Source organism: Catenulispora sp. EB89 (genome assembly GCF_041261445.1).
Lineage (GTDB): Bacteria > Actinomycetota > Actinomycetes > Streptomycetales > Catenulisporaceae > Catenulispora.
In genome coordinates this window covers 93,584-120,494 of record NZ_JBGCCU010000001.1, presented here as the reverse complement: position 1 = coordinate 120,494, position 26,911 = coordinate 93,584, and the positions used below count along the sequence as shown (strand labels likewise).

At 70.4% G+C, this 26,911-nt stretch carries 23 protein-coding genes and 1 tRNA gene; 13 read left to right on the top strand and 11 right to left on the bottom strand.

The genetic code is table 11. The annotated features are described in order from the left end of the window. Positions 1–142: 142 nt before the first annotated feature. On the bottom strand, positions 143–1,036 hold the full coding sequence (locus ABH920_RS00540; protein ID WP_370345540.1) for a metallophosphoesterase family protein: 894 nt from the start codon (positions 1,034–1,036) through the stop codon (positions 143–145). Between the two features lie 284 nt (positions 1,037–1,320). Here ABH920_RS00540 and ABH920_RS00535 point away from each other — a divergent pair, with 284 nt between their 5' ends. Continuing rightward, the gene (locus ABH920_RS00535; RefSeq protein ID WP_370345538.1) at positions 1,321–1,974 is read left to right on the top strand and encodes a nuclease-related domain-containing protein; all 654 of its coding nucleotides are present in this window, start codon (positions 1,321–1,323) and stop codon (positions 1,972–1,974) included. A gap of 47 nt (positions 1,975–2,021) precedes the next feature. On the opposite strand, the gene ABH920_RS00530 is transcribed toward ABH920_RS00535, so the two are convergent. Continuing rightward, on the bottom strand, positions 2,022–2,708 hold the full coding sequence (locus tag ABH920_RS00530; RefSeq protein ID WP_370345536.1) for a PadR family transcriptional regulator: 687 nt from the start codon (positions 2,706–2,708) through the stop codon (positions 2,022–2,024). A gap of 135 nt (positions 2,709–2,843) precedes the next feature. On the opposite strand from ABH920_RS00530, the gene ABH920_RS00525 reads away from it, so the two are divergent. Continuing rightward, positions 2,844–3,374, top strand: a complete 531-nt coding sequence (locus ABH920_RS00525; protein ID WP_370345534.1) for a hypothetical protein — start codon at positions 2,844–2,846, stop codon at positions 3,372–3,374. A 107-nt stretch (positions 3,375–3,481) separates the two neighbouring features. Here ABH920_RS00525 and ABH920_RS00520 read toward each other — a convergent pair whose 3' ends face one another. Then, a complete protein-coding gene (locus tag ABH920_RS00520; RefSeq protein WP_370345532.1) occupies positions 3,482–5,791 on the bottom strand; it encodes a phospholipase in 2,310 nt (769 codons plus the stop codon). Positions 5,792–5,809: 18 nt separating this feature from the next. After that, the gene (locus tag ABH920_RS00515) at positions 5,810–7,006 is read right to left on the bottom strand and encodes a Tat pathway signal protein (protein WP_370345530.1); all 1,197 of its coding nucleotides are present in this window, start codon (positions 7,004–7,006) and stop codon (positions 5,810–5,812) included. 386 nt (positions 7,007–7,392) lie between these two features. On the opposite strand from ABH920_RS00515, the gene ABH920_RS00510 reads away from it, so the two are divergent. Then, the gene (locus ABH920_RS00510; protein ID WP_370345528.1) at positions 7,393–9,129 is read left to right on the top strand and encodes a hypothetical protein; all 1,737 of its coding nucleotides are present in this window, start codon (positions 7,393–7,395) and stop codon (positions 9,127–9,129) included. Between the two features lie 7 nt (positions 9,130–9,136). On the opposite strand, the gene ABH920_RS00505 is transcribed toward ABH920_RS00510, so the two are convergent. Then, a complete protein-coding gene (locus tag ABH920_RS00505; protein ID WP_370345526.1) occupies positions 9,137–10,366 on the bottom strand; it encodes an ROK family protein in 1,230 nt (409 codons plus the stop codon). Positions 10,367–10,501: 135 nt separating this feature from the next. Here ABH920_RS00505 and ABH920_RS00500 point away from each other — a divergent pair, with 135 nt between their 5' ends. Genes ABH920_RS00500 through ABH920_RS00480 form a run of 5 tightly spaced genes read left to right on the top strand, consistent with a single transcriptional unit; the run spans position 10,502 to position 14,830 of the window. Beyond that, a complete protein-coding gene (locus ABH920_RS00500; protein WP_370345524.1) occupies positions 10,502–11,797 on the top strand; it encodes an extracellular solute-binding protein in 1,296 nt (431 codons plus the stop codon). Positions 11,798–11,806: 9 nt separating this feature from the next. Next, positions 11,807–12,715, top strand: a complete 909-nt coding sequence (locus tag ABH920_RS00495) for a carbohydrate ABC transporter permease (RefSeq protein WP_370345522.1) — start codon at positions 11,807–11,809, stop codon at positions 12,713–12,715. Beyond that, positions 12,712–13,704: a carbohydrate ABC transporter permease gene (locus ABH920_RS00490; protein ID WP_370345520.1), complete on the top strand. Its 993-nt coding sequence runs from the start codon at positions 12,712–12,714 to the stop codon at positions 13,702–13,704. Before ABH920_RS00495 ends, ABH920_RS00490 begins: the two co-directional genes overlap by 4 nt. Before the next feature lie 36 nt (positions 13,705–13,740). Continuing rightward, the gene (locus tag ABH920_RS00485; protein WP_370345518.1) at positions 13,741–14,226 is read left to right on the top strand and encodes a hypothetical protein; all 486 of its coding nucleotides are present in this window, start codon (positions 13,741–13,743) and stop codon (positions 14,224–14,226) included. Positions 14,227–14,263: 37 nt separating this feature from the next. Next, positions 14,264–14,830, top strand: a complete 567-nt coding sequence (locus ABH920_RS00480; RefSeq protein WP_370345516.1) for a Gfo/Idh/MocA family protein — start codon at positions 14,264–14,266, stop codon at positions 14,828–14,830. Between the two features lies 1 nt (position 14,831). On the opposite strand, the gene ABH920_RS00475 is transcribed toward ABH920_RS00480, so the two are convergent. After that, positions 14,832–16,070, bottom strand: a complete 1,239-nt coding sequence (locus ABH920_RS00475) for an aminotransferase class V-fold PLP-dependent enzyme (protein ID WP_370345514.1) — start codon at positions 16,068–16,070, stop codon at positions 14,832–14,834. Here ABH920_RS00475 and ABH920_RS00470 point away from each other — a divergent pair. Continuing rightward, the gene (locus tag ABH920_RS00470; RefSeq protein ID WP_370345512.1) at positions 16,069–17,469 is read left to right on the top strand and encodes a PLP-dependent aminotransferase family protein; all 1,401 of its coding nucleotides are present in this window, start codon (positions 16,069–16,071) and stop codon (positions 17,467–17,469) included. The two genes, ABH920_RS00475 and ABH920_RS00470, sit on opposite strands and share 2 nt — an antisense overlap. A gap of 7 nt (positions 17,470–17,476) precedes the next feature. Here the strand turns inward: ABH920_RS00470 and ABH920_RS00465 are convergent, their stop codons facing one another. The 4 genes from ABH920_RS00465 to ABH920_RS00450 all read right to left on the bottom strand — a co-directional run bounded on the left by ABH920_RS00465 (position 17,477) and on the right by ABH920_RS00450 (position 21,414). Further along, positions 17,477–18,421: a serine hydrolase domain-containing protein gene (locus tag ABH920_RS00465; protein ID WP_370345510.1), complete on the bottom strand. Its 945-nt coding sequence runs from the start codon at positions 18,419–18,421 to the stop codon at positions 17,477–17,479. Between the two features lie 122 nt (positions 18,422–18,543). Next, complete coding sequence (locus ABH920_RS00460; RefSeq protein WP_370345508.1) at positions 18,544–20,643, bottom strand: protease pro-enzyme activation domain-containing protein; 2,100 nt, start codon at positions 20,641–20,643, stop codon at positions 18,544–18,546. 199 nt (positions 20,644–20,842) lie between these two features. Then, positions 20,843–21,121 carry a hypothetical protein gene (locus ABH920_RS00455; RefSeq protein ID WP_370345506.1) on the bottom strand — a complete coding sequence of 93 codons (279 nt, stop codon included), beginning with the start codon at positions 21,119–21,121 and terminating at the stop codon, positions 20,843–20,845. A gap of 222 nt (positions 21,122–21,343) precedes the next feature. Then, a tRNA-Gly gene (locus ABH920_RS00450) sits at positions 21,344–21,414 on the bottom strand. A gap of 189 nt (positions 21,415–21,603) precedes the next feature. Here ABH920_RS00450 and dcd point away from each other — a divergent pair. The 4 genes from dcd to thpR all read left to right on the top strand — a co-directional run bounded on the left by dcd (position 21,604) and on the right by thpR (position 25,649). Then, positions 21,604–22,227 (top strand): dCTP deaminase, encoded by a 624-nt coding sequence (gene dcd, locus ABH920_RS00445; RefSeq protein WP_370345504.1) that lies wholly within the window; start codon positions 21,604–21,606, stop codon positions 22,225–22,227. A 95-nt stretch (positions 22,228–22,322) separates the two neighbouring features. Next, positions 22,323–23,417 carry a hypothetical protein gene (locus tag ABH920_RS00440; RefSeq protein WP_370345502.1) on the top strand — a complete coding sequence of 365 codons (1,095 nt, stop codon included), beginning with the start codon at positions 22,323–22,325 and terminating at the stop codon, positions 23,415–23,417. Positions 23,418–23,564: 147 nt separating this feature from the next. Beyond that, positions 23,565–24,827 (top strand): MFS transporter, encoded by a 1,263-nt coding sequence (locus tag ABH920_RS00435; protein WP_370345500.1) that lies wholly within the window; start codon positions 23,565–23,567, stop codon positions 24,825–24,827. Positions 24,828–24,989: 162 nt separating this feature from the next. Further along, positions 24,990–25,649, top strand: a complete 660-nt coding sequence (thpR, locus tag ABH920_RS00430; RefSeq protein ID WP_370345498.1) for an RNA 2',3'-cyclic phosphodiesterase — start codon at positions 24,990–24,992, stop codon at positions 25,647–25,649. 110 nt (positions 25,650–25,759) lie between these two features. On the opposite strand, the gene serC is transcribed toward thpR, so the two are convergent. Then, positions 25,760–26,881, bottom strand: coding sequence for a phosphoserine transaminase (gene serC, locus ABH920_RS00425; RefSeq protein WP_370345496.1), 1,122 nt, complete (start codon positions 26,879–26,881; stop codon positions 25,760–25,762). Positions 26,882–26,911: the final 30 nt, after the last annotated feature.

The window sequence follows — 26,911 nt, the reverse complement described above, 5'->3', positions numbered from 1 at the left end:
GCCGGGCGCACAGGTCACCGTGCCGATACCGGCCGCGCGGTCGTCGCCCGCACCACCGTCACCCGTACCCGTCGCCCACGGGCTCGCGCGCTCGCGTCCGGTTCCGGCCGGAGCCGGTCCCGCGCGCGCCGGGCGGCGAACCTCAGCCCTGCGGCCGCGGCGGTATCGACGGCAGCGGGCTGATCAGGCACGGCCCCCCAAGGAACGTCCCGGTGTCCATGTTCACCGCGCGTCCCTCGGCGTAGATCATCGGGCCGGTGATGTCCTCGGCCGGGATGTCGAACACCAGCGGGATCGGCGAGTGCCCGTGCACGATCTGCGAGCCGCCGAACTCCGCCAGGAACTCCAGCGCGTTGGTCCCGTCGTCGGCGAACGCGAACCGCGCGGTCACCAGGTGCGTGAGCCGGTCCCAGGCCTCCAGGTCGGTGTACTCCCGCAGCACCGCCTGCACCGTGGCGTTCACCGTGGCGATGTCGCCGCCGAGCTCGCGGTAGGTCACCGTGTCGGAGTGGATCAGCAGGTGGTCGTCGACCAGCGCCATCGCCGGCAGCGACTCCAGCCAGCGCGCGTGCTCCTCGGTCAGGGCCCGCAGGTCCTTGGGCTGGCCGCCGTTGCCGAGCCACCGCTCCTGGAACTTGTCCGCGCCGGGGCCGGTCAGCCGGTAGGACGCCAGCAGCATGACCTCGTGGTTGCCCAGCAGGCAGTCGACGCGGCCGCCGTGCTCCGGGGCCTGCTGCTGCAGCCGCATCACGGTGTCGATGACGCCGATGCCGTCCGGGCCGCGGTCGAACAGGTCGCCGAGGAACCACAGCCACGCCGATCCCGCGGCCCACTCGCCGTCGATGTCGGTGATGCCGCTGCGGAACAAAGAGGCCTGCAACTGCTCCGCGCAGCCGTGCACGTCGCCCGTGACATAGACCGGCCCGGCCGGCACGGGTCCGTTGATCCCGACCGTTGCGTCGAGCGTCAAGTCCATGGTGTCGTCGATCTCCAGGGTCATGGCCATGGGGTCGACTTCGGGCGGCGGCGGCGTCATGCAGGCCAGGCTAACGACAATGTGGCTTGTAGGTACACATCGGTGGCGGCGTGGGTTCGCCAAGCTGGCGTCGTAAGTGAATACCTCTGCGCCGGGCATGCACATCGGAGTACGGTCGGTGACGAGGAGAGTGGTCTTCAGTGGCGTTCAGAGAATTGAAGCCGGAGAGGGCCGCGGCGGGTAGCAGTCTGCGGGCGGTAAACACCAGCGTCCAGTCGGCTTGGGCCGCTCAACGCCGGAAACGCATCAAGGACTCCCTGTGGTGGGCCCTTCCTGTCACTGCCGTGAGCGGAGTCGTCGCGTCCGCGATGACCCGCCACGGGTATTTCGGTGTGGGTTTCGCCGCGTTGGTGGCGCTGGTGCTGGCGGACCTGGCCTACACCAAGCCCGCCGACGTGAGCCTGGCCGGCCGCCGGGCCTCCGGCGAGGCCGCCACCGCGCGGGCGATCAAACCTTTGAGGTTCCAGGGCTTCACCGCCCTGCACGACCGCCGCCTGGCCTCCGGCGCGGTCCCCGGCATCCCGCCGCTGGACATCGAGCACCTGCTGATCGGCCCGGCCGGGGTCTTCCTGCTGGACTCGAAGAACTGGGCCTCCGGTCCCAAGCCCCAGATGATCGGCGACAAGCTCTTCGTCGGCATGGACAACCGCGAGACCACGCTCAAGCGGCTCGACCTGGAGGCCCAGAACCTCACCTCGGCGCTGGGCCGGAATCTGCCGAGCGGGGTGAAGGTCGAGCCGGTCCTGGTGGTGCACGCCAAGGACTTGCGGCCGACCCCGCGCTTCCTCGACGGCGTCACGATCCTGCTGCCCGAGCAGTTCCCGTCGGTCTTCGGCCAGATGCGCCAGGTGATGACCGCGACGCAGGCCTCGAAGCTGGCCGAGACGCTGGACCGGGTGTTGCCGGCGCGGTCGGGGGACCGGCCGATCCGGAAGTGATTCCGGAGGCGGCCTGATCCCGCGCCACGACCCGGCGGGGCCGCGCGTCAGCCGGCCGGGGTCGCGGTGCCTGACGCGGCGCCTGTCGCAGTGCCGGTCTCGGTGCCGACCTCGGTGTCCGTCTCGTCGAACGGCCGCAGCTCCTCCAGGCTCCACGTCAGCTCGCCGTTCTCCAGCTCCGCCACGACGCCCTCGATCCACCGCAGCTCGGCCTCGGTGACCGCGACCAGGTACTCGTCGTCCAGCAGCGTCACCTTCGGCAGGCCGTACTGCCGGGAGTCGGCCACGCCCCGCTTCGCCGCGGCCAGCGACCTTGCCACGGTGTCGCGCCGTTCGCGCAGCGCGGCCAGCACCGCGTCCGGCTCCAGCATCATCAGGAACGACAGCGCCGCCGGGAACTCCGGGTACTCCGGACGCGGCACGCGCACGATGTCGTCGATCCACGCCTGTGCCGCCTCGCGGCCGGCGTCGGTGAGCTCGTAGACCGTCCGCTCCGGGTACTGCTGGTCGCGCTCGGTCTCGCGCACCGCGATCAGGCCGGCCGCCGTGAGCCGCTCCATCGTCTTGTACAGGCTCGCGCGCTGCCCGACGTTGACGACGTTCTCCTTGCCCCATTCCTTGAGCAGCCGCTGCACGCCGTACGGGTGCAGGGGCTTGTAGCCGAGCAGGGCGAGGACCGCGAGCGCCAGCGGGGAGCGGCGCGTCGCGGCGGGCGAGGGGTTCTGGGCTGCCATGCCGTCATCATAGCCACCGAGAGACTAGTTTCAAGGACTCTAGTTGACAGGCAACTAGTGTCAGTGCAACTATCGAGTCATCGGAACGAACCACCCCGGTCCCTCACTGAGGGCAGATCCCGAGGAGCACCCACCATGACCAGCACGATCGCCACCGCCACCACCCGCACCGTCGCCGACGCGGCCGCCGAGCCGGTCCGCCTGCACGTCGACCACACCTCGGCCAAGCGCCTGGGCAACTGGACCAGCGCCGAGCGCTTCGAGGTCCGCGCCCGCCGCGGCTCGGTCGTGCTCGACCTGCGCTCCCCGCAGCTGCCGGCCGGCGAGCTGGTCGTCGACCTCGACCTGGACCGCGCCATGGTGAAGCTGCTGCTGCCCGACGACGCGGTCGTCGACCAGCGGGACATCGTCTGGAGCGGCAGCGGAAAGGTGAAGGACGGCGTCGGACAGCAGAACGAGCGCAACGGCATCGTCTCCGCCGCCGACGTCCGCCGGGTCCGGCTGACCGGCCGGATCCACAGCGGCGAGGTGCGCGTGGCTCGCGGCGGCGTGGCGATGCTGGCGGCGATGTTCAGCCGCGAGTACGTCGAGGACGTCAAGCAGGCGCGGCGCGACGGCGCCTGGCCGACGGTCGACGACCCGACCCGCGCCCCGAAGGACGCCTGATCGCAGCTGCCTGCCGAACCCGGGCAGAGAAGAGAAGCGGCGCGCCTCCCGAGTCCTCGGGAGGCGCGCCGCTTCGACGTTCGCTGGGCTACTCGACGTTCACCGGACTATCGGACGACGATCCCGATGGACCCCAGGCAGTGCGCGGTGTTGTTGTTCGCCGCCGCGGACGACCCGAAGAAGCCCGTCACCTCCTGGCTCTGCGGGCTGGGAGCACGCAGGTCGAAGGTCTGGGCACCCGAGACCGACGCCCCGCTGCCGAAGACCGCGCTGACGGCGCCGCTGCGCTGGTGGAACTGGATCTTGCTGATGTACCGCCCGCCGTACCACGTCCCCCACTCGCCGGAGATCCCGACCAGCGGGTCCGTCTCGCTGAAGGTGAGCGTGGTCTTCGGCGCGCTGCCCACCGGCACCCCGTTGCCGCCGCGGAGCGGGTCGACGGTCCCGTCGCCGTGCGTGGCCTGGATGCCGTCGACGATCTCGCCGTGGTACACGTCGAGGCCCGCGATGCGCTGGGTCGAGGCCGTGTCGTCGAACGGGCTCCCCTGGGCGCCGGCCGGTCCGAGCCGCACCGCCGGGGCCGCCGGGTCGTTGCTCTCCGTCCGGGCGTGCGGGCCGGCGTACTTCCACAGCGGCTCCCAGTAGGACTTGAGCAGTTCGCCCACCGCCTCCGGGCCCTCGATGAGGTAGTTGAACTCCGACAGCGAGCCCGGGTACAGGTTGTCCGACCCGACGACGTACGCCTCGTCGTCGATGATCGTCAGCTTGGCGTGGTTGCCGGGGGCGGACGGGACCTTGGTGTAGATGTAGCCGCTCGCATTCAGGACGGACGTCGCGGCGCTGCCGATCACCCCTTGCTTCGGGGGCTGCTCGCTCAGCGGCGGCTGCTTGAGGGTGGCCGTGTATCCGTCCTTGGGAAGGTCGGGCCACTTGTAGGTGTCGCCCTCGACGTTGCTCGTCGAAGGAACGGCGTCGGTGTAATAGAGAGGTGCCACGGACAGCCGGCTCAAGGCCTCGGCGCGGGCGCCGCCCGGGTCGGGGAGCACGGCGTCGGACTGGACGTCGTGCGTCATGTAGTACTTGATCAGGTCGAAGGTACGGACGGCTCCGGACCCGAACGAGTACTGGTCGCCCTCCGCGCCGGCGCCGGCGTCCAGGGGAGAGACGACGACCTGCACCGTCAGTCCCTTGGTGGCCATCAGAGCCTGGATCAGCCACTGGCAGACCACGTGGTCCGACCAGTTCTTCTTCCAGGCGCTGATGAGGTCCATCTGCGACATCCTGATCGAGCGCTTCGCGCCCGATATCAGCTGCTGCTTCATCAGCTCGGACCCGTTCTGGAAGTCCGTGCCGCTGCGCCAGTACTTGCCCACGGCCAGCATGCCGGTCGCCAGCTTGTACTCGGTGAGCGCGTCGTACTCGGGGTACATGACGCGGATCGGGAAGGGGCTCACGGTGAGCTCCGGGACCGTCGCCAGGTCCTGGCCGCGGATGTCGCCGGGCGCCGGGCCGGGCGGCGGCACGATCGGCGGGGCGGGCTTGGGATCGCCGTCGTGCAGCTTGACGATCGCGGTCTGGTGGTCGCTGACGTACTGGACGGCCGCCGGTGCGGTGAGCGGGTTCGCCGGCCGCGACGTGGCGGGGTCGCGGTTGTTCCAGGTCAGCTTCCCCGGGTCCAGCTGCTCGGAGCTCAGCAGGTCGTTGCCGACCGCCCACAGCTGGTCCAGGTAGCTCTGGGCGCCGGCCGCGCCCGGGCCGTGGACGACGACCGACACGTCGTGGACCGGCGGGTAGCTCCGGAACAGGTCCATGTTCAGGTTGTGGCCGCCGGCCAGCGCGGTGGTCCCGTCGACGACCACGATCTTGGAGTGGTTCCAGGTCATCTTGGTGTCGTCGCTGGAGAACATGCTGTCGTTGCCGAAGACCTTCAGCTGGAGCGCGTCCAGGAAGCCCTCGCGCAGCCGGTAGAACCGGCCCAGCCAGATGTCGGGCAGCTTCTCCCAGGCCGAGCCCCGGTCCCGCACCAGGCGGATGAGGGCCTGCTTGAAGAGCGTGTAGTTGGTCGGCTCGCCGACCGGCACCATCGGCGTCTGGCCGAACAGGAACCGGAACTGCGTCGGGCCGGGCCGTCCCGACTTCGCGCTCAGCGCGGTGTCCATCGCGCCGATGATGATGCCGGCCCAGTCCGGGTCCGGGCAGTTCAGCGACGAGATGTCGCAGCGGTAGAACGACTTCTGGACGCACTCCTCCAGCGCCCGCTCGAAGTCGGCCTGCCGCGCCCAGGCCTGGTCCATGATGGCCGGGCCGAACGGCATCCCCCAGATCCGCGGGGTGTCCAGGAGCCGGATGTAGTTGCGTCCGGAACGAGCGCTGAAGTAGCCCTGGACTTTCTGTTGCACGCTGTCGATCTCAGTCATGACTTCCCTCGCTCTCGTCTACAGAAAGTTCCACCGGACCCAGCCGCCGTCTTTGCTGGCGGCCGCTGTCACCGGATACGGCTGGCGGTACGGCGGATCGCCGACGACGTCTTCGAGGTAGTACGTGTTCCACGGGATGCTTCCGGAGATGGAGGACACCCGGCGCACGTACGGCCGCAGCGGTTTCACGCTGTCCCGTAACGGCCCGCCGGCCATGTTGTCGAGCTGCGCGTGGTCGAGGTGGATCTCCTGCCGCAGCTGGAGCGCGCTCTGGCCGACCGCGGACTTGGCGGCGAAGACCGTCCCCCACTGCGTGAGGTAGCCGCGGGCCAGCTTGTAGACCAGCTGCCCGACCCGCGCGACACTCGCGCTGACGGTGGCCGGGTCGTACTGCCCGTCGGCGGTCGCGTTGCCCGCGACCGTCCCGTGCCGGCCGCGGCACGCGAACAGCGTGTAGTCGCTGGGCTGGGTCGCGCCGCTCTTGGGCGCGGCCAGCGGATCAGTGAGCTGGTAGTTGTCCGCCAGACTCATCCAGCCGCCGCCCAGCGACAGGGCCTGGGTGCTCCCGGCCATCTTCGCGTTGGGCCGGGGCACCAGGCCGTTGAAGCCGGTGTCCAGGTGGTCCCACGCGGTGACGCCGACGTAGGAGATCACGTTCGGCGGGAGCTGGGTGAGGATCCCGTACCACTGGCCCGGCCCCGGAACCGGGTCGATGGCGAGGATGCGGATCGGGATGTTCTTCACCGCCGGCGGGCCGTACGCCTGGATGAACCAGGCGGCCATGATGGCCTCCACGGCCCCGCGGCTGTGCCCGATGAAGTTGTACGCCTCCGCGCCGCTGCCGGCCGCGAGGTTCGCGCCGTGCAGCGCGAGGGCGGCCGCCTCCCAGCCGGTGAGCTGCGAGGTGGTGGAGCGCCGGTCACCGCCGGAGTACTTCTGCGCTTCGGTGAGCAGATCGCCGGGAACCTTGAGCGGACCGCTCAACACCAGCGGCTCGCTGGTGTTCCCGGGCTGGCTCCAGTCGTTCTGCCCCACCCCGCGCACGGTCACGCTGGGCCGGGTGGCGTGCAGATCGCCGGAGATCTCCTTGTGGATGCGGACTGGGATGTAGCCCGTCGTCGGGCTGTAGATCCGCATGTCGCTGTCGCTGCGGGAGGCCTCACCCTCGTCACGGGTGCAGGCCGTCCCGCAGAAGGACACGGTGAACACGGTCATTCGCTCGCTCTCTCCTTCCCTGAGCTGGCGTTTCTCACTCACTGCGAAGGGAGCGTATCTCCGCGTACGGAGCCGTCACAGACATCCGGACATGATCCATTCCAAGGTATCCGAATGCTGACATAAGGGTGTTCAGTCGTCGACTACGAGCCCTGATAAACGCGGATGCTTCTGTGCTGCACGGACTTCTCGTTCGCGGCCGGAAACGGGAGACGGAAACCTGCAATTTACGCAGGTGCCGCAGATGCGGGGTTTCTTCGTATATTGGGAACCGTGCTGGCTGAGTTGGATAGGTGGGCCGCACGGCGAGGTGAATACGGGCTCTGTTCGTCTCTTGATTCCGGTCCCGGCTACCGCGGATGGGGGACGCCCCCTACGCTTGCCGCGTGAAAAACGGAATCCGGGACCAGGGGGGCGGCATGAGTTGGAAGCACGTGCAGTCCTGGGCGGACAAACATCCGGTGCCGTCGATGGTCCTGGGCGGTGTGGCGGCCGCCCTCGTGCTCGGCCTGGTGGGGCTGCTGGTCTGGAAGCTCCACGGCAAGGACCGGTCGGTCAAGGTCCGCGGGCTGGTCGCCCTCGGCACCCTGATGGCGACCATGGTCCAGGCCTCCGGCATGTGGCACTTCTTCGGCGACGTCATGCACATGTCGCTGGCCTACAAGATCGTCATGTTCCCGTTCCTGGAGATCCTGATCCTGGCGTTCGGCCTCAAGGCGCTGGAGAAGGCCGAGGAAGCCGGCAACTGGCTCATCTACGCCGTGATGCTGTGGATCCTCGCGATCTCCTCCGGCGGCATGTCCGCCAGCGACTCCTCGGGATTCCGCGAAGGCCTGTTCCGGCTCCTGGTCGCGGCGGTCATCGCCGTGCTGTGGACGCTGGACCTGCTGGACCTGTGGCTCAAGGCCCGCAAGCGGAAGGCCGAGGAAGAAGGCAGGCCGCTGGAGAAGGTCCGGTGGCGCTTCACCCCGCGCGAGCTCGGCATCCGGCTGGGACTGGCCTCGGCGGACGGCTCGACGCTGTCCGACCTGGACGCCAACCGGCACTTCGAGCGCTACCTCCGGGTCTCGGACAAGCTGAGGATCCTCAAGGAACACAACGCCCGGGACGGCGCGATCCAGCGGATCGCGGCCCGCGAGGCGAAGGCGAAGGCCAAACTCCAGCGCCACGCCCGTCTGCACGCCGATCCCAGCGCCCTGATGAGCGCCCTCGGCGCCCAGGCGGTCGCCGACGCCCAGGCCCGGCTCGGCATCGACGAGGCGCAGACCGAGCTCCGGCAGGCCCAGGACCAGGCGGACGAGCACGCGGCCGAGGTCGGCCGGCTCGCCGAACTGCTGGACCGGGAACGGGAGGCGTCGAAGGCGGCGGCGGAGGAGGCGGCCGCGAAGTTCGAAGAGCTCTCCCGGACGCTGAAGGCGGACCAGGCGGCTGCGACCTCAGCGGCCGAGAAGGAGCGGGCCGACCTCACCAAGCAGGTGACGAAGCTGCGCGACGAGCTGGAGACGGTCCGGGCGCGGACGGTCGAGACCGACATCGAACTCGAGAAGTCCGAACGGTCCCGCCGCGAGCTGGCAGCCGACATGGAGATCGAGCGGCGCGAGCGGACAAGCGCCGAGCAGCTGTGGAACAACGAGAAGATCGTGGCCAAGCGCCGAATAGCCGACCTGGAACGGGATCTCAATGAACTGCGGTCCCGGACCGCGGCCGCGATCCCGGCCCAGCGACCGGCCCCGGTCGCGGTCGTGACGCAGGAACTGCCCGTGCCGGTCGAGCCGGTCGTGATGCCTGTGCAGGTCGAGCCGGTCGTCTCGGCTGTGCCGGTCGAGCAGGCCGAATCGGATGAGCTGGCTGAGCGGGTTGAACCCTCCGCACCCTCCGCACCTCCCATCAGCACCGCGAACGGCGCCGCCCGCACGAGCGCCAAGCAGGCCTTCTACGACGCCGCCGACCACCTGACCGACCAGGGCGCGAACCACGACCACCCGCTGCTCAGCGAGCACGGCCCGACCCGCAACCACGCCGTCCGCGCACTCGCCGACTCCCTCGGAGTCAAGGAGCTGACCATCCGCAAGTACGCCAAGTCCTACCGCGACGAGCGGATCTCGGCGCGGGCGCGAAGGTAGGCGAACCTCAACGGCCGTCTCGAACCCGGCCGCCCCGAACACTGCTGTCCCGCGCACGGCCGTCCCGCACGTCGATGGCGGCGAACGCCGCCACCGTCGGCGGCGGGAACCCGGCCGCGGCGGTCACCGCCGCCTCCAGGACCTCGTCGACGGCGTCCAGCGCCAGCCGCACGCCCCCGAGGCTGACCGACTGGTTGCCGAGGGAGGAGACGCCGAGCGTCGGGCCGCGCGAGTACGTGAACTCGTCGACATACCGCTGCAACGGGATCAGCAGTGTGTCTCCGGCGAGGACGTTGCCGCCCCCGATCACCACCAGCTGCGGATCGACCGCCAGCGCCAGCGCCGCGATCCCGAAGGCCAGGCCCTGGCTGAACGCGTCGACCGCGGCCAGTGCCTCCTCGTCGCCCCGGCTCGCGAGCGCGAACACCTCCTTGCGGGACCCGGCCCGGCCCTCGGCCAGCAGTGCTTCCAGCCGGGCCGGCGCGTCCTTCCACCCGACCTGCGCCAGGGCCCCGATCCCGCCGGCGCCGCCGGAGTGCCCGCGGTACAGCCGGCCGGCCAGTACGAGCCCGGCGCTCGTCCGGTTCCCGGAGTGCACGAACACCAAGTTGTCCACATCCTGTGCGACACCGCGCCAGTGCTCTGCGACGGCGGCCAGATTGCAGTCGTTCTCGATCAGGATGGGGCAGCCCAGCAGGGCCCTGAGACTCGTCGCCAGGTCTTCTTCCGAACCGCCCGCCGAGCCCGCCGTCTCCTCGACGCGTCCTTGACGCACGACGCCGGGCACGCCGACCGTCGCGACCCACACGTCCGCCAACGACTGGTCCGCTCTCTCAAGGGCCTGAGATATCACGGCCTGCACCGCGTCGAGGCGTGAGCCGGGCACAGCCGCCTCGGACACGGCCTCATGCGCCGAACCCAGCGGCTCGCCCCGCAGATCCGCGACGGTCACCACGATGTTGTGCGGCCCGAGGTCGACGCCGAGCAGGACGCCGGCCTCGGCCCGCAACCGGTAGTGCCGCGCCGGCCGCCCCGCGCCCGGGTGCCCGCTCTGCCCGTCCTCGGCCAGCCAGCCGAGGTCCACCAGGTCCAGCACCACCGCCTCGGCGGCGGTCCGGGAGAGCCCGGTGGCGGCGGCGAACCCGGCGATGGTCTTCGGCGCGTCGCGCGCGCTGCGCAGTGTCGCCAGCAGGTTGATCCGCCGCAGCAGTGATCGGTCGCCGCCGTTCGTGGACACGGGCGGACTCCTTCGGAATCGGGGGAAGAGTTGCCTCGTCGTGCTCTTGACGGTTTATCAGCAGAATATTAACTTAAAGTTAGTTATTTAAAGTCCGTACAGCGAGCCCCAGCAACCTCGACGAGGTGAGCAATAGTGCACGGACGGATCCGCCCACGTATACCCCTGATCGGCGTCGCCATCGCGACGGTCGCGGCGCTCGGCGTCAGCGCGTGCGGGACGAAGGAGACCGGCACCAAGAAGGCCGCCCATCCCACCATTGCCTACTGGTCCTCGTGGCTGTCCACCGAACCCCAGGCGCAGATCTTCTCCCAGGCCGTCGCCGACTACGAGAAGGCCACGGGTGTCACCGTCGACGTGAAGTGGCTGGGGCGGGACTACCCGAACCAGGTGAAGAACGCCGGCGCGGTCGGCAAGGCACCGGACGTCTACGACGACGCCTCCGACCACATCGGCGACTTCCGTTCCCACCACCTGGTCGCCGATCTGTCCGGGGTGCTGGCCCTGCCGGTCCCGAACGAGGGCGACAAGGTCGGGGACGTCTTGCCGTCCCAGGCCCTGAAGGCCTCCTCGGACGCCACCGGCCTGGCGCTGATCCCTTACACGGTCATCTCCAGCGGGATCTGGTTCGACGCCGCCACCCACCCGGAATGGGCCGCCAAACCGCCCGCGACCTTCGATGATCTGCTGACCACGGCTGAGAAGCTGAAGACCGCCGGACACGCGCCGATCGCGCAGGACGGCACGGTCAACGGCTACAACGCGTACTGGATCTACTGGCTCCTGATGCGGCACGGCGGCCCGGGCACCATGGCCGCGCTGGGCAGGAGCCCGGCCGGCTGGGACGACCCGGCGGTGCTCGCCGCCGCCCGGGACGTCGAGCGGCTGGTGAAGGCCGGCCTGTTCGAGTCCGACTACATGGCGACGAAGTACCCGGCCGCGCAGAACCAGTGGGCCTCGCGTACCGAGGACATGAACATCAACGGCACCTGGCTGAACAGCGAGACGTCGAAGTATCAGACCTCTGGGTTCCAGGCCCGGATGTTCCTGTTCCCGTCGGTGCCCGGCGGGAAGGACTCCGTGGAGGTCGGCACGCTCGGCTGGAGCCTCAACCCGAAGTCGCCGAATCTGAGCACCGCCGAGTCCTTCCTGGCCTTCATGGCGCAGAAGAAGTACATGAGCCAGATCTCCACCAAAGCGCTGAACATCCCCTCGCGGTCCGACGTGCCGGCGCCGGCAATGCTGCTCGCCGCGCAGAAGGCCATCGTCGGCGCCACTGCCTCCCAGCCGACCGACGACGGGGCGTCGAGCCTGTACTCCGGGTGGTGGAACGACGTCTTCCTGCCGCTGGACGACCAGCTTTTCTCGGGCAAGATCAGCGCCCAGCAGTTCGTCAGCATGGGCAAGTCGCAGACCGCCTCCTATCACTGAAGCCGGCCCATGACGCGCACCGTCGGCGGAGTCCGCGGGGAACGAGACCGGATCTATGTTCCCTACCTGCTTCCCGCTCTGTTGATCTACACCGTCCTGTTCATCGCGCCGTCGGCCGTGACCCTCTGGTACAGCTTCACCAGGTGGGAGGGTCTGGGGACGCCGGCCCGCTTCGCCGGCCTGGCCAACTACCGCGCGATGCTGACCAACCCGGTGTTCCGCACCGCGTTCCGCAACACCCTGATCCTGGTCGTGCTCGGCGGCGTGTTCGTCTTCGCGCTGACCTTCCTCACCATGATCGTGGCGCGCGAGATGCGGGGGCGGGCCTTCGTCCGGTCGGTGCTGTTCGTGCCGAGCATCCTGTCGCCGATCGCGATCGGCACGGCGGTCGGCTTCCTGCTCAATCCCGACGGCGCGCTCAACCGGCTGCTGTCGGACGCCGGACTCCACACGCTGACCCGGGGGTGGCTGGGACCGGATCTCATCTTCAAGTGCGTCATCGCCGCGGTGGTGTGGACCGCGACCGGGTTCTACGTGGCGATCATGATGTCCCGGGTCGACGCGATCCCGGAGGAGCTCTACGAGTCGGCGCGGCTGGCCGGGGCGAACCGCGTCGAGCAGTTCCGGTACATCACGTTCCCGCTCAGCCGTGACGCCTTCGCCACCGGCGCCGTGCTGTGGGTGATCGGCTCGGTGAAGACGTTCGAGATCGTGATCGCCTTCACCGGCACCGCCGGGACGCCGTCGGTCCAGGCCCGCAGCGCGGCCGTCGAGCAGTATCTGGCGGTCACCGGCGGGATCTCCGGGACGCCGCAGCTCGGGTCGGCGGCCGCGATCGGCGTGGTGATGTTCCTGCTGACCGCCGTGTTCGTGGTGGCGCTGCGGCGGTTGCTGCGGTCGGAGGTGGTGGAGCTGTGAGTCCGGCTGCTGACAAGCTCGACTCCTCTGGCGCCTCCACAGGCGCCGACCCGGGTGCCTCCTCGGGTGCTTCCTCTGGCGTCGCCACGGTGTCGGCCGGGACGCGTCCGGCCCGGGGCCGTCGGCCTGTCGACCGGCTGGACACGCTGCTGGGCGGGGCGGTCCGTGCCGGGCTGTGGCTGTGGGTCGGGATGCTGGTGGTCCTGACCCTGTGGGTCGTGGCCGCCTCGCTCAAGACCACCCGGGAGATCTTCGCGGACCCGTTCGGCCTTCCGAAGTCACCGCAGTGGCGGAACTACAGCGTCGCCTGGTCCGTATCCGGGTTCGGGCGGGCGGCCTTCAGCTCGGTCGTCGTGGTGGCCGCCGCCGCGCTGCTCACGATGGTCCTCGCCACCCCGGCTTCCTACGTGCTGGCCCGGTCGGATCGGCGCAGCGCCTCGCGGATCGTCACGTACTTCGCCGTCGGCATGGGGATTCCCGCGCAGGCGCTGGTGGTGCCGTTCTTCTTGATGTCCGACGACCTGTCGACCTTCATGACCGAGTGGGTGACGGGATGGTGGGACGACCGGATCTCGCTGGTGCTGATCTACGTCGTCCTGTCCCTGCCGTTCACGGTCTACCTGCTCACCATGTACTTCCGGTCCCTCCCCACCGAGATCGAGGAGGCGGCCGCCGTCGACGGCGCCGGGCCCACCCGGACCTTCGTGCAGATCATGGTTCCGCTGGCCCGGCACGGGCTGGTGACGGCGCTCGTGCTGAACACCGTGGCGTTGTGGAACGAGACGTTGTTCGTGCTCGTCGTGGTCGGCGATCCGGAGCAGCGGACGCTGCCGGCGACCCTGCTGGGGCTGTACGAGTCGATGCAGTACACGTCGAACTGGGGCGGGCTGTTCGCCGGGATCGTGATCCTGGTGATGCCCATGATCCTGCTCTACCTGTGGGCCGGGCGACGGATCGTCCAGGCCATGACGCAGGGCGCACTCAAGTAGCCGCCTTCCTTCCCGAGTCCGATCCAGTCCTGAGAGGTGGAATCCGCGATGCTCAAGGTGGCGATCCTGGGTTTCTGGCACGTGCACGCCACGGGGTACGCCGAGATGATCCGCGATCATCCCAGCACCGAGCTGGTCGCCGTGTGGGACCCCGATGCGCCGCGCGCTGCGGGGGTCGCGCTGATGGTCGCCCTGCCGCGGCTGCACGAGCACTACACGCTGACCGTCGACCGTTTGCTGCGCTCGGGCCAGTACGGCGACCTGCCAGACGACGGCGCGATCGGCGTCGCGGGGACCGGGTTCGTGACTCCCGGCCGCAGCCCCTTCACCATCGAACTCCACTGGAACGGCGCGGCCGCCGAGCAGGACGGCCCGACGCCGTTCGAGGTGTGGATCGGGCACACCGCCGCCGGAACCGTCGACGAAGCCAACCTGAGCGCGGCGCGCAACCTCACCGAGCTGGTGACCATGGCCAACCAGAGCGCTGCGACGGGCACCGCCGTCCCGCGCTCGCATGAGTAGCTCACACAAGTCGCTCACACGAGCGAAGGGACACATCATGGCGAAGCAGCTGAAGATCGGGATCATCGGGGCCGGGGGCATAGCCGGCCTGCACGGCGAGTCCTACGCGCGGATGCCCGAAGCCGTGTGGATCACCGGGGTGAGCGACATCGACACCGGCTACCACCCCTCCTACCTGCTCGTGCACCTCGCCGACGGCCGGCCGACGCAGGTCACGGCGATGCTCGCGAACCACCGCCTGGGCTTCCTGGACGCGGAGGACTCCGCGCAGGTCCTGGTCCGCTTCGACAACGGCGTGGTCGGCAACATCGCGACCAGCTGGGCCTACCAGCCGCCGTCGGACACGGAGCGCTTCTCCGTCTTCGGCTCCCACGGCTCGCTCCGCGGCGGCGCGGAGTGGCTGAGTCTGGAGACGGTCGACGGCGGCTCGCGGGACCGCCGGTTCCCGGCTGTCGACACGTTCACCGCGGAGATCGAGCACTTCGTGCACTGCGTCACCAGTGGCGAGCGGCCGATCCACACCGAGGTCGAGGGGTCGGTGGTGCTGGAGCTGATCATGGCGGCCTATCGGTCGGCGGACGGGGGCGGGGTGGTGGCTTTGTAGGTCACCGGATGCCCCTTGGACCGGCGAGTTCCGCGACAGCCGACGCCACGACGGCGACTTCCTCCTCGGTGTTGTAGTAGTGCGGCGACAGGCGCAGGCACCAGTCGACGTCCTTGTCGCCGAAGTCGAACACCGCGAACTCGCGGAAGCTGAGCGCGGAGTTGATGCCGCGGGCGTCCAGCGCCGCTTTGAACGGCTGCGGCTCCCAGCCCTCGATCGTGAACGTGACGAGCGCGCCGAGCGCCGCGCCCCGCTCCAGCACGCGGATGCCGGGGATCGCGCTCAGCCGGGTACGGAAGTCGGCTGCCAGCGTCAAAGCCCGCGCGCCGCCAGCCTCCACGCCGACGCGCTCCGCGTAGCGCGCTGCCGCCGCGCAGCCCAGGACGGTCGCGTACGGGAACTCCCAGTCCTCGAACCGCGCCGCGGTCGCAGAAGGCTGATAGCGGTCCGGCGCCACCCAGCGCGAGCCGTGCATGTCGATGAACAGCGGCTCGTATCCCGCGTCCAGAACGCGGTCGGACACATACAGGAAGCCGGAGCCCCGCGGCCCCCGGAGGTATTTGCGGCAGGTCGCGGTGAGCATGTCGCAGCCGATCGCCTCGACGTCGAGCGGGATCTGGCCCACCGACTGGCACGCGTCGACCAGGTACAGCAGGTCCAGGTCACGGCAGTGCCGGCCGATCTCGGCGACCGGCTGGACCAGGCCGGAGTTGGTCGGGATGTGCGTGGCCGCGACGAGCCGGGGCCGGTGCTTCCGCATGAGGTCGGCCATCGCCGCCACGTCGACGCCGCCTTCGGGCGCGTCGGGGGCGTGCACGATCTGGACGCCGAACCGCTTGCGCAGCGACAGGAACGCGATCTGGTTGGAGATGAAGTCGTTGCGCGTGGTCAGGATGACGTCGCCGGGCTCGAAGGGGATCGCCGACAGGCCGGTGGCGAAAGCGTGCGTGGCACTGCTGGCGAACGCGATGTTCTGCGGCGCGGAGCCGATGAGCGAGCCGATCGCCGCGTAGAAGTCCGCCACGGCCTCGGATCGCCGCGCCGCCGCCTCGTAGCCGCCGATGCGGGCTTCGAGCTCCAGGTGCTCCACCACGGGACGCAGCACCGGCGCCGGGATCAGGCCGCAGCCGGCGTTGTTGACGTGGACTACTTCGGCGCAGCCGGGGGTCTCGGCCCGGAGGGCGGCTACGTCGAGTAGCGCTTCGGCGAGAAGAGGTGTAGCGCTATCATCATTATTCATGAACGACGATAGCACCACGCTCGCGCTGGCCGACCGCCTCCGCCGGCTCGCGGACCGGCTGGCTCCCGGCGATCGTCTGCCGAGCAGCCGGGAGCTCGTCGCCGAACACCAGGTGAGCCCGGTGACGGTGACGCGTGCCATCGCGCGGCTGGTCGCGGAAGGCGTGGTCGTCACCCGGTCCGGAAGCGGCACGTTCGTCGCCTCCCGCGCGCGCCGCGAAAGTGCTATCGCCGACACCGCCTGGCAGACGGTGGCGCTCGCCGACCGCTCCGTCGGCACCGACCAGATCACCGCCGCCCTGGGCCCGGCGCCCGAGGGCACGATCCTGCTCGACGGCGGCTACCTCCACCGCTCGCTCCAGCCGACCGGCCTGCTGGGTTCGGCGCTGGCCCGCGCGGCGCGGCGGATCGACGCGTGGGACCGCGCGCCGGTCGCCGGACTGGAGGCGCTGCGGGCGGTGTTCGCACGCTCGGTCGGCGGCGGGGTGACGGCGCAGGACGTGCTGATCACCTCGGGCGGGCAGGGCGCGCTGTCGACGGCGTTCCGCGCGCTCGCGGCTCCGGGCAGCCCGATCCTGATGGAGTCGCCGACCTATCCCGTCGCCATCGAGGCGGCCCGGGCCGCCGGTCTGCGGCCGGTCCCGGTCCCGCTCGACGACGGCGGGATCCGGCCGGACCTGCTGGCCGACGCGTTCGCGATGACCGGCGCGCGGCTGCTGTACTGCCAGCCGACGTTCCACAATCCCACCGGCACGGTGCTGGCGGCGGAGCGCCGGCGGCAGGTCGTCGACATCGCCCGGGCGGCCGGGGCGTTCCTCGTCGAGGACGACTTCGCCCGCCACCTCGGCCATCTCGGCCACGGCGGGCCGGTGCCGCCGCCGCTGGTCTGGGACGACCGCGACGGGACGGTCGTGTACGTCACGTCGCTGACGAAGCCGGCCGCGCCGAGCCTGCGGATCGGGGCGCTGGTGGCCCGCGGGCCGGTGCTGGAGCGGTTGCGTGCACTGCGGCGAGTTGACGACTTCTTCGTGGCGCGGCCGATGCAGGAGGCCGCGCTGGAGATCCTGGGCTCGCCGTCCTGGGACCGGCATCTCAGGACACTGAGCACGGTGTTGCGGGAACGCTGTGCCTCCGCCGCCGCGGCTGTGGAGATCGCGCGCCCCGACTGGACGCTGACGCGGATTCCCGCAGGCGGACTGCACTTGTGGATCCGGCTCGCGCTCGGCGAGGACGACCTCGCGGTGGTGCGTGGCGCGCGCAGCCGCGGGGTCGCGGTGAGTCCTGGTCGCGGTAACTTCGCGGCCGAGGCGCCTGCGGCGTACATCCGTGTCGGGTTCGCCGCCGCAGCGGATCATGCCGAGCTGAGTGAGGGAATCAGGAGGCTTACTGCCTCAGCCTGATGAGGACTCACTCGGCGAAGGCGTCGATCTCCACAGACAAGTCGTCGCCGGTGAGCTCGTGTTGCAGATCGCTGAGGCGCTTCGCGATCTGCGGCAGGAGTTGCGACTGGTTGCCGAGCGCGACACTCGCGTAGTGGTGGTCCGGTGCCAGCAGGACGGCCGTCCGGTAGCCGGCCAGTCGGCCGTTGAGGTACATCTGGCCGGACGGTCCCAGAGCCCAGGCCAGGCCGTAGGTCATCGGGTCGCCGGGACGGGTGCGCGGGCGGCGGATCTCGTCCAGGAGCGGCTGATCGGCCAGCAGGTGCTCGGCGAACGTGAGGTAGTCGGCGACACAGGACCAGAGCCCGCCGCTGGGGCGCCGTCCGCGCGGGTAGTCCTCGACGGGGAGCGCGGTCTGATCGTCCCATCCGGTGATCGGCTCAGTTGGTGCGGTCGGCGTGTCGAAACCGGTGCTGTTCAGGCCCCAGGGAGCGAGCAGACAGCTGTCCAGCGCTTGCTCGAAGCCTTTGCCCGTGACGGCCGCGAGGAGGCTGCCGACCAGGAAGTAGTTGCCGTTGTAGTACGACCAGCTGTCGCCCGGGGCCGGGTCGTTGCCCGCACGGACCACGAGCTGTGCCGCCTCTTGGAGAACATCAGGCCCCTGGCCCAGCGCGGCCACGGTCGCGCCATCCACCGATTCGCGCAGCCCGGAGACCTGGGCCAGCAGCTGCTCGACGGTGGTGTCGGCCTGCCAGTCCGCGGCCAGCGTCGGCAGCAGCTCGATCGCCGGCGTCGTGAGCGCGATGCCCCGCTCCGCGAACGCCCGGACCGTCGCCACGGCCGTCAAAGGCTTCGTCAGCGACGCGATCCGGAACGCGGACGTCTCGTCGGCGACGATCGGGCCCTCGACCTCGATCGTGCGCCGTCCACCGCGCGAAATGCCGATGACCACACCTGCAGCCGCCGTACCCATCTGCCGCCTCCGTCGATCTCTGGTGCCGAACCAGTCGATCACTGTACGGCGGGAACGGAACTGCCGGAGTCCCCGAAGGGACCCCGGCAGCGATCAGCGTCGACGGATACGGCTGTCGGCGCCTACCGGAACGACTCCAGGTACCAGGCGTTCGGGGTCCCGACGCCGGTCGCGTTGTCGTAGCCCTTTGTCGCGTGCAGGTCGACGCCCTGGCCGAACTCCCGCAGCGCCGGGGCCGTCGCGCTGCCGCGCACCACGGCCAGCGGCGAGTTCGTGCGCGGGTGGTCGGTCACGTCGGTGAACAGGCCGAAGGTCGCGCGCAGGTAGATCTCCGGGTTCGCGAAGCCGATCGGCCCGCCCTGCGCCTGCTGCGCGTCGGCCTGGACGCCGACGAACGTCGGGGCGGCCAGGCTGGTGCCGCCGATGCGGCCCTCGGCGTAGGCGGTCGAGCCGTCCGGCAGCTGCTGGGTGTAGCCCTGCAGGAAGCCGGTGCTCGGGTCGCCGTAGGCCGCGACGTCCGGGACCACGCGCTTGGGCGAGGTCGCGGTGCCGTTCAGCAGCGTGCCGGACAGCGAGGACGGGACCAGCCAGCTCTGGTACCACGGCTGCGCGAACACGTCGCTGGTGCCGCCGCCACCGCCGTACAGGTACGACGCGGGCGTCCAGGCCGAGCCGCCGGTCGCCAGCGACGAGGTCGAGGTCTGCCACGAGGTCTGGAACTGGATCCGCTTGTCCGCGCCGATCCCGATGCTGGTCCCGCCGACCGAGGTCACCCACGGCGAGGAGGTCGGGTACTCGGCCTGCGAGCGCGAGGATCCGGCACCGGCGCCGCAGCCGCTGGCCGGGTTGTCGTCGCTGCAGTCGCCGGCCGAGAAGTAGAAGCCGATGCCCTCGGCGGCGCCCTTCTGGAAGGTCTGCTCGTAGACGTTGATCAGCGACGGGTCCAGGTCCACCGGGTTGCCCGACGGGTCCAGGAAGTGCATCAGCTCGCCCCACGAGTTGGACACCATGTCCGCCAGGTGGTGGTCGACGACCAGCTGCAGCGAGTCCAGCAGGCCGCCGTTGGCCGCGACGCCCCCGCCGGCGGTGTCGAAGCAGGAGTTCGCGCCGATGTAGAGGACCTTCGCGTCGGGCGCCATGCCGTGCACCGACTCGACGTCCAGCGCCTCCTCGCCGGCCCAGCCGGCGGGCTCGCCGCACGCGGCCTGGTCGGTCCACTGGCCCGGCGTGACGATCTCCGAGTACTGACCCGGCCGGAACGCCTTGTCGCCGTGTCGCGTCGCGTACTCGTCGGCGTCGGCCTTCATGCTCGGCAGGCCGTAGGCGTCCAGGATCGCGACGGTGACGCCCTTGCCGGTGAGACCGGTGCTGGTGACGCCGTACGCGCCGCGCACCTGGGTCGGCGTGTAGCCGCAGACCGCCCACGGGACGGACTGGCCGTTCAGCGCCGGCAGGCCCGTCGCGAGCTTCTGGCCCTGGTAGTCCGAGCAGGGCGTGGTGCCCAGGTAGGGGACGCCGCCGGGGGAGACCGTGGCGGTCTTCTTGTCGCTGGCGTCGGTGGCGTCGGAGTTGTTCGGCTTGTTGGCCGTCCGGTCCTGCGACAGCCCGACGATGCCGATGATCGCGGAGCGCACGTCGGCCGGGACGCTGACGTCGCGCGACGGGGCGCGCAGCGTGCCGTCGGACGTGGCGTACTCGTGGAACGAGGTGTTCAGGGCGGCCGCGACAGCCGCGGTGCTGCCCTGCACGGCTATGTAGTCCACGGTCTGCCCGGTGACGGTCAGCCCGGCCCCGCCGAGCCACGCCTTGACCGCCGCGATCTGGCCCGCACTGGCGCCGAACCGCGCCTGCACCTGCTCCGGCGTCAGGAAGTGCCGATACGCCGCGCTCTTGGGATCGGCGACCGACTGCGCGTAGGCAGCAAGCCCCTGCGGATCCCGGCCGGCCAGGTACACCCGCACCGCCAGCGGCGCCGCGGCCGGCGCCGCACCACGGTCGGCACTCGCCGAAGCCCACGTCGGCTTCGAACCGGGCAGGACATTGGAGGTCGCGGCATGCGCGGCCCCGGCACCCATGAGGAACATCGACCCGGCCGCCAACGTGCCGGCCATCGAGACGGCGGCGGCGAGCCGCGCGCCCTTGCGCGATTCCTTGGAAGATTCGTCGGCGGATCGCTTGCGCGGTTCCTTGAGGCGAGAGGTCGCGTTTGTGGGGTTTGCCACGGTGAGCTTCCTTCGTTGAAGCGGCACCCCGCGTGTGCCAACGGTGGCGGCGCCCACGGTGTGCGCAGCGGCGGATCATCCGGCTGCGTCGCTGATTCTGACGATGAACAGGAGGTTGCGACAGGGGGCGTGGATCACGGAATGGCAAACAAGGCGAGCGCGAAATTCGCGAAGCGGGCTTATCCCCCAAGCGGGACGATCAGCCGTCGCATTCGCGCTCGGGACCTTCGCCGCCCTCGGCGCCCTCGGCGTCCCCGGCGTACCCCCGCCGCCCGAGACTCCCCCGATCCAACGGACCTGTGTTCGCCAACTCGAGCTTGATCGACAGCTCGTCGACGACCTCCTCCAACGTCCGCCCGGTCGCCGAGGCATTGTCCTGCGCGAGCGCGGCGAGCAACTGCACGGCGGACAGCAGCGTGTGCCGGACATCCGACCCGGGAGCGTCCTGATGCACGTCGAGCCCAAGCTCCCGGTGCATGGCCGCCATCGAGACCGGACCCTCGTGAACAAGGATCCTGAGAAGGGTGAGAACGATCCGTGGGTAGTCAAGCCCGAAGTAGCGCCGCGGTTCCGTCACGCATCCATAATCGCACAAAAGTTCGAACGGCAGGGCGCAGTTCCGGCCCGTGTTGAGGAGGGGAGCGTAAAAACACTGAGAGCCCAGGCGCCGGGAATCCGGTACCTGGGCTCTCTTCGAGTGAGCGGGCGACGAGAATCGAACTCGCGCTCTGAGCTTGGGAAGCTCATGTTCTACCATTAAACTACGCCCGCACAGGCTCCCACCGGCGGGAATCCGCCCGGCGAGCCGCCGTATGAGCGCCAACTGTACCTGATGGCTCGGGAGTGCGTCACGGAGGTTGCCGTAGTGGGGTCGCGGTGGTCGGTGCCTGTCGATGTCGCGGCTGCTGCGGGACCGGGGTGCGGCGAGGGGTGCGGGCGCGACACGGTAGCGTGGGGTGCGTGTTGCTCTCAGATAAGGACATTCGGGCGGAAATCGGGGCGGGACGGGTAGTCCTGGACCCCTTTGAACCTGCGATGGTGCAGCCCTCCAGTGTGGATGTGCGGCTGGACCGGTTCTTCCGGGTGTTCGAGAACCACCGGTATCCGTTCATCGATCCGGCGGAGGAGCAGCCTGAGCTGACGCGGATGGTGGAGCCGGACGGGGTCGAGCCGTTCATTCTGCATCCGGGGGAGTTCGTGTTGGCGTCGACCTATGAGGTCGTGACGCTGCCGGAGGATCTGGCCGCGCGGTTGGAGGGGAAGTCGAGCCTTGGGCGGTTGGGGTTGCTGACGCACTCCACGGCCGGGTTCATCGACCCCGGGTTCTCCGGGCATGTGACGTTGGAGCTGTCCAATGTCGCGACGCTGCCGATCAAGCTGTGGCCCGGTATGAAGATCGGGCAGCTCTGCTTCTTCAAGCTGTCCTCGGCTGCCGAGAACCCCTATGGGTCCGCGGTCAACCAGTCGCGGTACCAGAACCAGCGGGGGCCGACGCCGTCGCGGAGTTACCTGAAGTTCCACCGGACCGACATCGCCAAGGTCGACAAGCTCGACCAGGAGCGGGCCGAGGACTTCGCCGACTGACGCCGGCCGCCGACCGCCCGACGCCAACCGGGTGAATCTGGGCCCGGATACGTATACCCCGCCCCGCCTGCTGACACAGTGACGATGTGGTCGCATTGTCAGTTCGTTGGCCCTTTGCCCGTTCCGCGGACCAGCCCGCCGCGCGGGCCGACCGCCTGCTCCGGGACAACCCGGTGCTGCTGCTGTCCGCGCTCCAGGGCCCGGCCACGGTCGCGGGGCTGGTCGCGACGTGGAATCCGGGCTGGCGGCCGGCGGCCGGTCCATCGGACGAGACTCACGCGCAGCCCACCCCGACCTCGACGGCCATCGACGCCGTCCCCCGGCCGACCCCCGCCGGCGACGCTGACCGCCACGCTGACCGCCACGCCGACCGCGACGCTGACCGCCACGCCGACCGCGACGCTGACCGCCACGCCGACCGCGACGCTGACCGCGCCCCGGCCCTCGCCGCCCCCACCCACCTCACCGAAGCGATCCGCTGGCACGGCCCCCTCCGCCTCACCCCCATGCTCCGCGCCGACGCGGGCCTGCCGACCACCGGCCCCGCCGCCTCCCTCGGCCTGGCCTACGTGGCCGAGACCCGCCGCGCCCGCACCAAGATCCTTGACAGCCGGTACGCCGACCTGCTCCGCATCCGCTACCCGCAGGGCCTGCCGACCGGCCCGGAGGCCGACGCCTGGCACCTGGTCCGCGGCCTGGCCAAGCGCCTGCGCGGGGTCGCACGCCTGCCCGGCGGCCCGGTCCACGCCCCGCACGAGGACCCTCCGCTGCCCGGCGACGCCGACCACGCCGTCTTCGGCCACGAGATGCTTCCGTGGATCGTGCTGCGCGAGATCCTGCGCCCCATCGCGCCCGACCTGACGCGCGAGGTGGTCCCGGGCCGCGGCGGCTACATCCTGCGGCACCGCGGCCTGCTCGAAGTGCGGGTGCGGCCGGCCGGCGCGGACGCCCCCGGCACCCGGCTCCCGCCGGCGCTCGCGGGCCGGGCCGACGACGCCTGGCCGCGCAGTATCTATGAGTTCTGCGATGTTTCGGCGCACACCGTGCAGCCCGTCGTCCCGCGCCCGCACGGCGCCCTCGCCGCGCCTCCCGTGCGGGCCGCCGCCGCGCTCATCGCCGAGGTCACGGGTGGTGTGCACCTCGACGCGGACGGCTTCCCGGAGGAAACCCGGACGTTCACCACCAGATGACACCGAGCTGACACCGGGCTGCCGGTAATGCCTGCCTACCAGGTATATGGGTTACCAAAAACCAAGTACTAAGGTAAGCTAACTTTCGCATCCCGAGGCGGTCGGGCCCCGGGGGCGCCGAAAGTCCTTTGGGGGGCCTGCCCAGCCGTGAAGTCAGCCACCTTCTCCTCGCTGTCGATCCGTAACTACCGTCTCTTCGCCAGTGGCATGGTGGTCTCCAACACCGGCATCTGGATGCAGCGCATCGCCCAGGACTGGCTGGTCGTCTCGCTCACCGGCTCCGGCACCGCACTCGGCATCGTCACCGCGCTGCAGTTCGGCCCCTCCCTGATATTCAGCCTCTGGGGCGGCGCGCTGGCCGACCGCTACCGCAAGAACCGGCTGCTGATGCTCACCGCCGCGCTCACCGGGCTGTGCGCCCTGGTCCTGGGGCTGCTGATCGTCACCAACGCCGTCCAGCTCTGGCAGGTGTACCTCATCGCCCTGATCGGCGGCACGGTCAACGCCTTCGACAACCCCGCGCGCCAGTCCTTCGTGATCGAGCTGGTCGGGCCCGAGGCGCTGCCGAACGCGGTGTCGCTGAACGCCGCCACCTTCAACCTGGCCCGGATGCTCGGCCCGGCGCTGGCCAGCCTGGCGCTGGCGGTCATGGACGTCGGCTGGGTGTTCATCACCAACGCGATCACCGGGATCGCGATCATCACCGCGCTGGCCCTGATCCGCCGCGACGAGCTGCACGCGCCGGTCCCGATCGTGCGTGCCAAGGGCCAGTACCGCGAGGCCTTCGCCTACCTGCGCACCCGGCCGGACCTGGTGGCCGTGCTGGCGTGCATGTTCTTCCTGGCCACCTTCGGGCTGAACTTCCAGATCACCAGCACCCTGATGGCGGTGCAGACCTTCCACCTCGGCAAGGGTGTGTTCGGGCTGCTGAACATCCTGCTCGCGCTCGGTGCGCTGCTCGGTGCGCTGGTCACGGCCCGCAAGCGCCGGGTCGGGGTGGCGCTGGTGCTGCTCAGCGCCCTGGGCTTCGGGGTGGCCGCGACCGTGGTGTCGCTGATGCCGGACCCGGTGCTGTACGGGGCGCTGCTGCTGCCGGTGGGCGTCATGATCATCATGGTCACCACGGCGGCCAACGCCACCATGCAGACCGGCGTCGAGCCGGAGATGCGCGGGCGCGTGATGAGCGTGTACATGGTGGTCTTCCTCGGCGGCACGCCGGTCGGTTCGCCGCTGGTGGGCTGGGTCGGGCAGCACTTCGGGGCGCGCTACGCGGTCGGCGGCGGCGGGGTGATATCGGTGGTCGCGGCGATCATCGCGGCCTACGCGCTGGCCCGGGTGAAGGGCATGTCGGTGCGCGAGCGGGTGGTCGCGCACACCCCGACGCGGCTGGCCGAGCGCCTGGCCGCCTGAGGTCTTCGGCCCGACGCGGCGAAGAAAATCCTCCGGTCCGCTTATCGACAACTCGCCGGTCACACGCCGTATTGTGGGTGCTCTCACAAGGTGTGAAGCGCGCTGAGCGGTGCGGGCGTCCGTGTGCGGTGCAGGCGTGCTGGGGGAACCTCAAGGAGACGCATGCGCTTGTTCGTGGCGATCACGCCACCCCGTGCGGTCCTGCTGGAGGTGCGGGCTGCGGTCGACGCGCTGAAGCGGGGCAACACCCCCGGAGTCAACGCCCTGCTGCGCTGGACCAGGCCGGAGACGTGGCACATCACGGTCGCCTTCTACGGCGAGGTGTCCGAGGAGAAGGCCGCCGACCTGGTCGACCGGCTCGGCCGGGTGGCCGCGCGGACCACGCCGATGGAGCTGTCGCTGGCCGGCGCCGGACGGTTCGGGCCGCGCGCGCTGTGGTTCGGCGTGCAGGGCCAGTGCGACCGGCTGGGCCGGCTGGCCGAGGCCTCCGGGGCCGCCGCGCGCCGCTGCCACATCCGGGTGGAGGACCGCCCCTACCGGCCGCACCTGACGCTGGCCCGGGTGAACGGCGTGCCGCGCGGCGTGACCCACGACGACCAGACCGGGCCGCTGGACCTGGCGCCGATCGTGGAGCGGCTGCGGCCGTTCCGGTCGCCGGGCTGGCTGGCCGGCGAGGTGGAGCTGTTCACCGTCGCCGAGGGCGGGGACGCCGGGGCGGCGGCCAACGGCGCGCACGGGGCGCACGCGGCGAACGGCGCCACCGGCGCGCACCCCTACAAGCGCTACGAGCGCGTCGCGCACTGGCCGCTGACGGGACGCTGAGCGTTCCGCATTACCCTGGAGCGGTGAACACACGTACCCGCTCCAGGGTCGTCACTTTCGTACTGGTGGCGATCCTCGCCGTCGTGGTGATCGCGGCCGCGCTGCGCTGACTAGCCGAGCCGCTCCACGACGTACTCGATGCTCGCCGTCAGCTTGTCGACGTCCTCCGGCTCGACCGCCGGGAACATCGCGATCCGCAGCTGGTTCCGGCCGAGCTTGCGGTAGGCGTCGGTGTCGACGATCCCGTTCTCCCGCAGCGCCGCCGAGATCTTGTCCGCGCTGATTCCCTCGGCCAGGTCGATGGTGCCGACGACCTGCGAGCGCTGCGCCGGGTCGGCCACGAACGGCGTCGTGTACTCCGTGCGCTCGGCCCACGCGTACAGCCGCGAGGAGCTGTCGGCGGTCCGCGCGGTCGCCCACGCCAGGCCGCCGTTGCCGTTCAGCCAGTCCAACTGCTCGGCCATCAGGAACAGCGTCGCCACCGACGGCGTGTTGTAGGTCTGGTTCTTCGAGGAGTTGTCGATCGCGGTCGGCAGGCTGAAGAACGGCGGGATGTAGCGGTCGGTGCCGGCGATCTCGGCCGCGCGGGCCAGGGCCGCGGGGGAGAAGATCCCGATCCACAGGCCGCCGTCGGAGGCGAAGCACTTCTGCGGGGCGAAGTAGTAGACGTCGGTCTCGGTGATGTCCACCGGCAGGCCGCCGGCCCCGGACGTGGCGTCGACCAGCACCAGCGCGCCCTCGTCGGCCCCGGCCGGCCGGCTGATCGGCATCGCGACGCCGGTCGAGGTCTCGTTGTGGGTCAGCGCGTAGACGTCGACCCCGGCCTCGGCGACGGCCACCGGGTGCGTGCCGGGCTCGGACTTCACGATCGAGGGCTCGGCCAGCCACGGCGCGGCCTTCACCGACCCGGCGAACTTCGAGGAGAACTCGCCGAAGCTCAGGTGCTGCGACTTCTCCCGCACCAGGCCGAACGCGGCGATGTCCCAGAACGCGGTCGAGCCGCCGTTGCCGAGCACCACCTCGTAGCCCTCGGGCAGCCCGAACAGCTCGCGCACGCCCTCGCGGACCCGGCCCACCAGGTTCTTCACCGGGGCCTGGCGGTGGGAGGTGCCGAGGATCTTCGCGCCCTCGGTGGCGAGCTTCGCCACGGCCTCCGGCCGCACCTTGGACGGCCCGCAGCCGAACCGGCCGTCGGCGGGGAGCAGGTTCTGGGGGATGGTGATGTCAGCCACGCGGTTCTCCGAGCGTTGTCGTTACAGGGG

Coding starts and splice junctions, on each gene's coding strand:
- ABH920_RS00540 (WP_370345540.1), bottom strand. CDS start 1,036: ATGACGCCGCCGCCGCCCGAAGTCGACCCCATGGCCATGACCCTGGAG.
- ABH920_RS00530 (WP_370345536.1), bottom strand. CDS start 2,708: ATGGCAGCCCAGAACCCCTCGCCCGCCGCGACGCGCCGCTCCCCGCTG.
- ABH920_RS00525 (WP_370345534.1), top strand. CDS start 2,844: ATGACCAGCACGATCGCCACCGCCACCACCCGCACCGTCGCCGACGCG.
- ABH920_RS00520 (WP_370345532.1), bottom strand. CDS start 5,791: ATGACTGAGATCGACAGCGTGCAACAGAAAGTCCAGGGCTACTTCAGC.
- ABH920_RS00515 (WP_370345530.1), bottom strand. CDS start 7,006: ATGACCGTGTTCACCGTGTCCTTCTGCGGGACGGCCTGCACCCGTGAC.
- ABH920_RS00495 (WP_370345522.1), top strand. CDS start 11,807: ATGACGCGCACCGTCGGCGGAGTCCGCGGGGAACGAGACCGGATCTAT.
- ABH920_RS00480 (WP_370345516.1), top strand. CDS start 14,264: ATGGCGAAGCAGCTGAAGATCGGGATCATCGGGGCCGGGGGCATAGCC.
- ABH920_RS00470 (WP_370345512.1), top strand. CDS start 16,069: ATGAACGACGATAGCACCACGCTCGCGCTGGCCGACCGCCTCCGCCGG.
- ABH920_RS00475 (WP_370345514.1), bottom strand. CDS start 16,070: ATGAATAATGATGATAGCGCTACACCTCTTCTCGCCGAAGCGCTACTC.
- ABH920_RS00465 (WP_370345510.1), bottom strand. CDS start 18,421: ATGGGTACGGCGGCTGCAGGTGTGGTCATCGGCATTTCGCGCGGTGGA.
- ABH920_RS00455 (WP_370345506.1), bottom strand. CDS start 21,121: ATGCACCGGGAGCTTGGGCTCGACGTGCATCAGGACGCTCCCGGGTCG.
- thpR (WP_370345498.1), top strand. CDS start 24,990: ATGCGCTTGTTCGTGGCGATCACGCCACCCCGTGCGGTCCTGCTGGAG.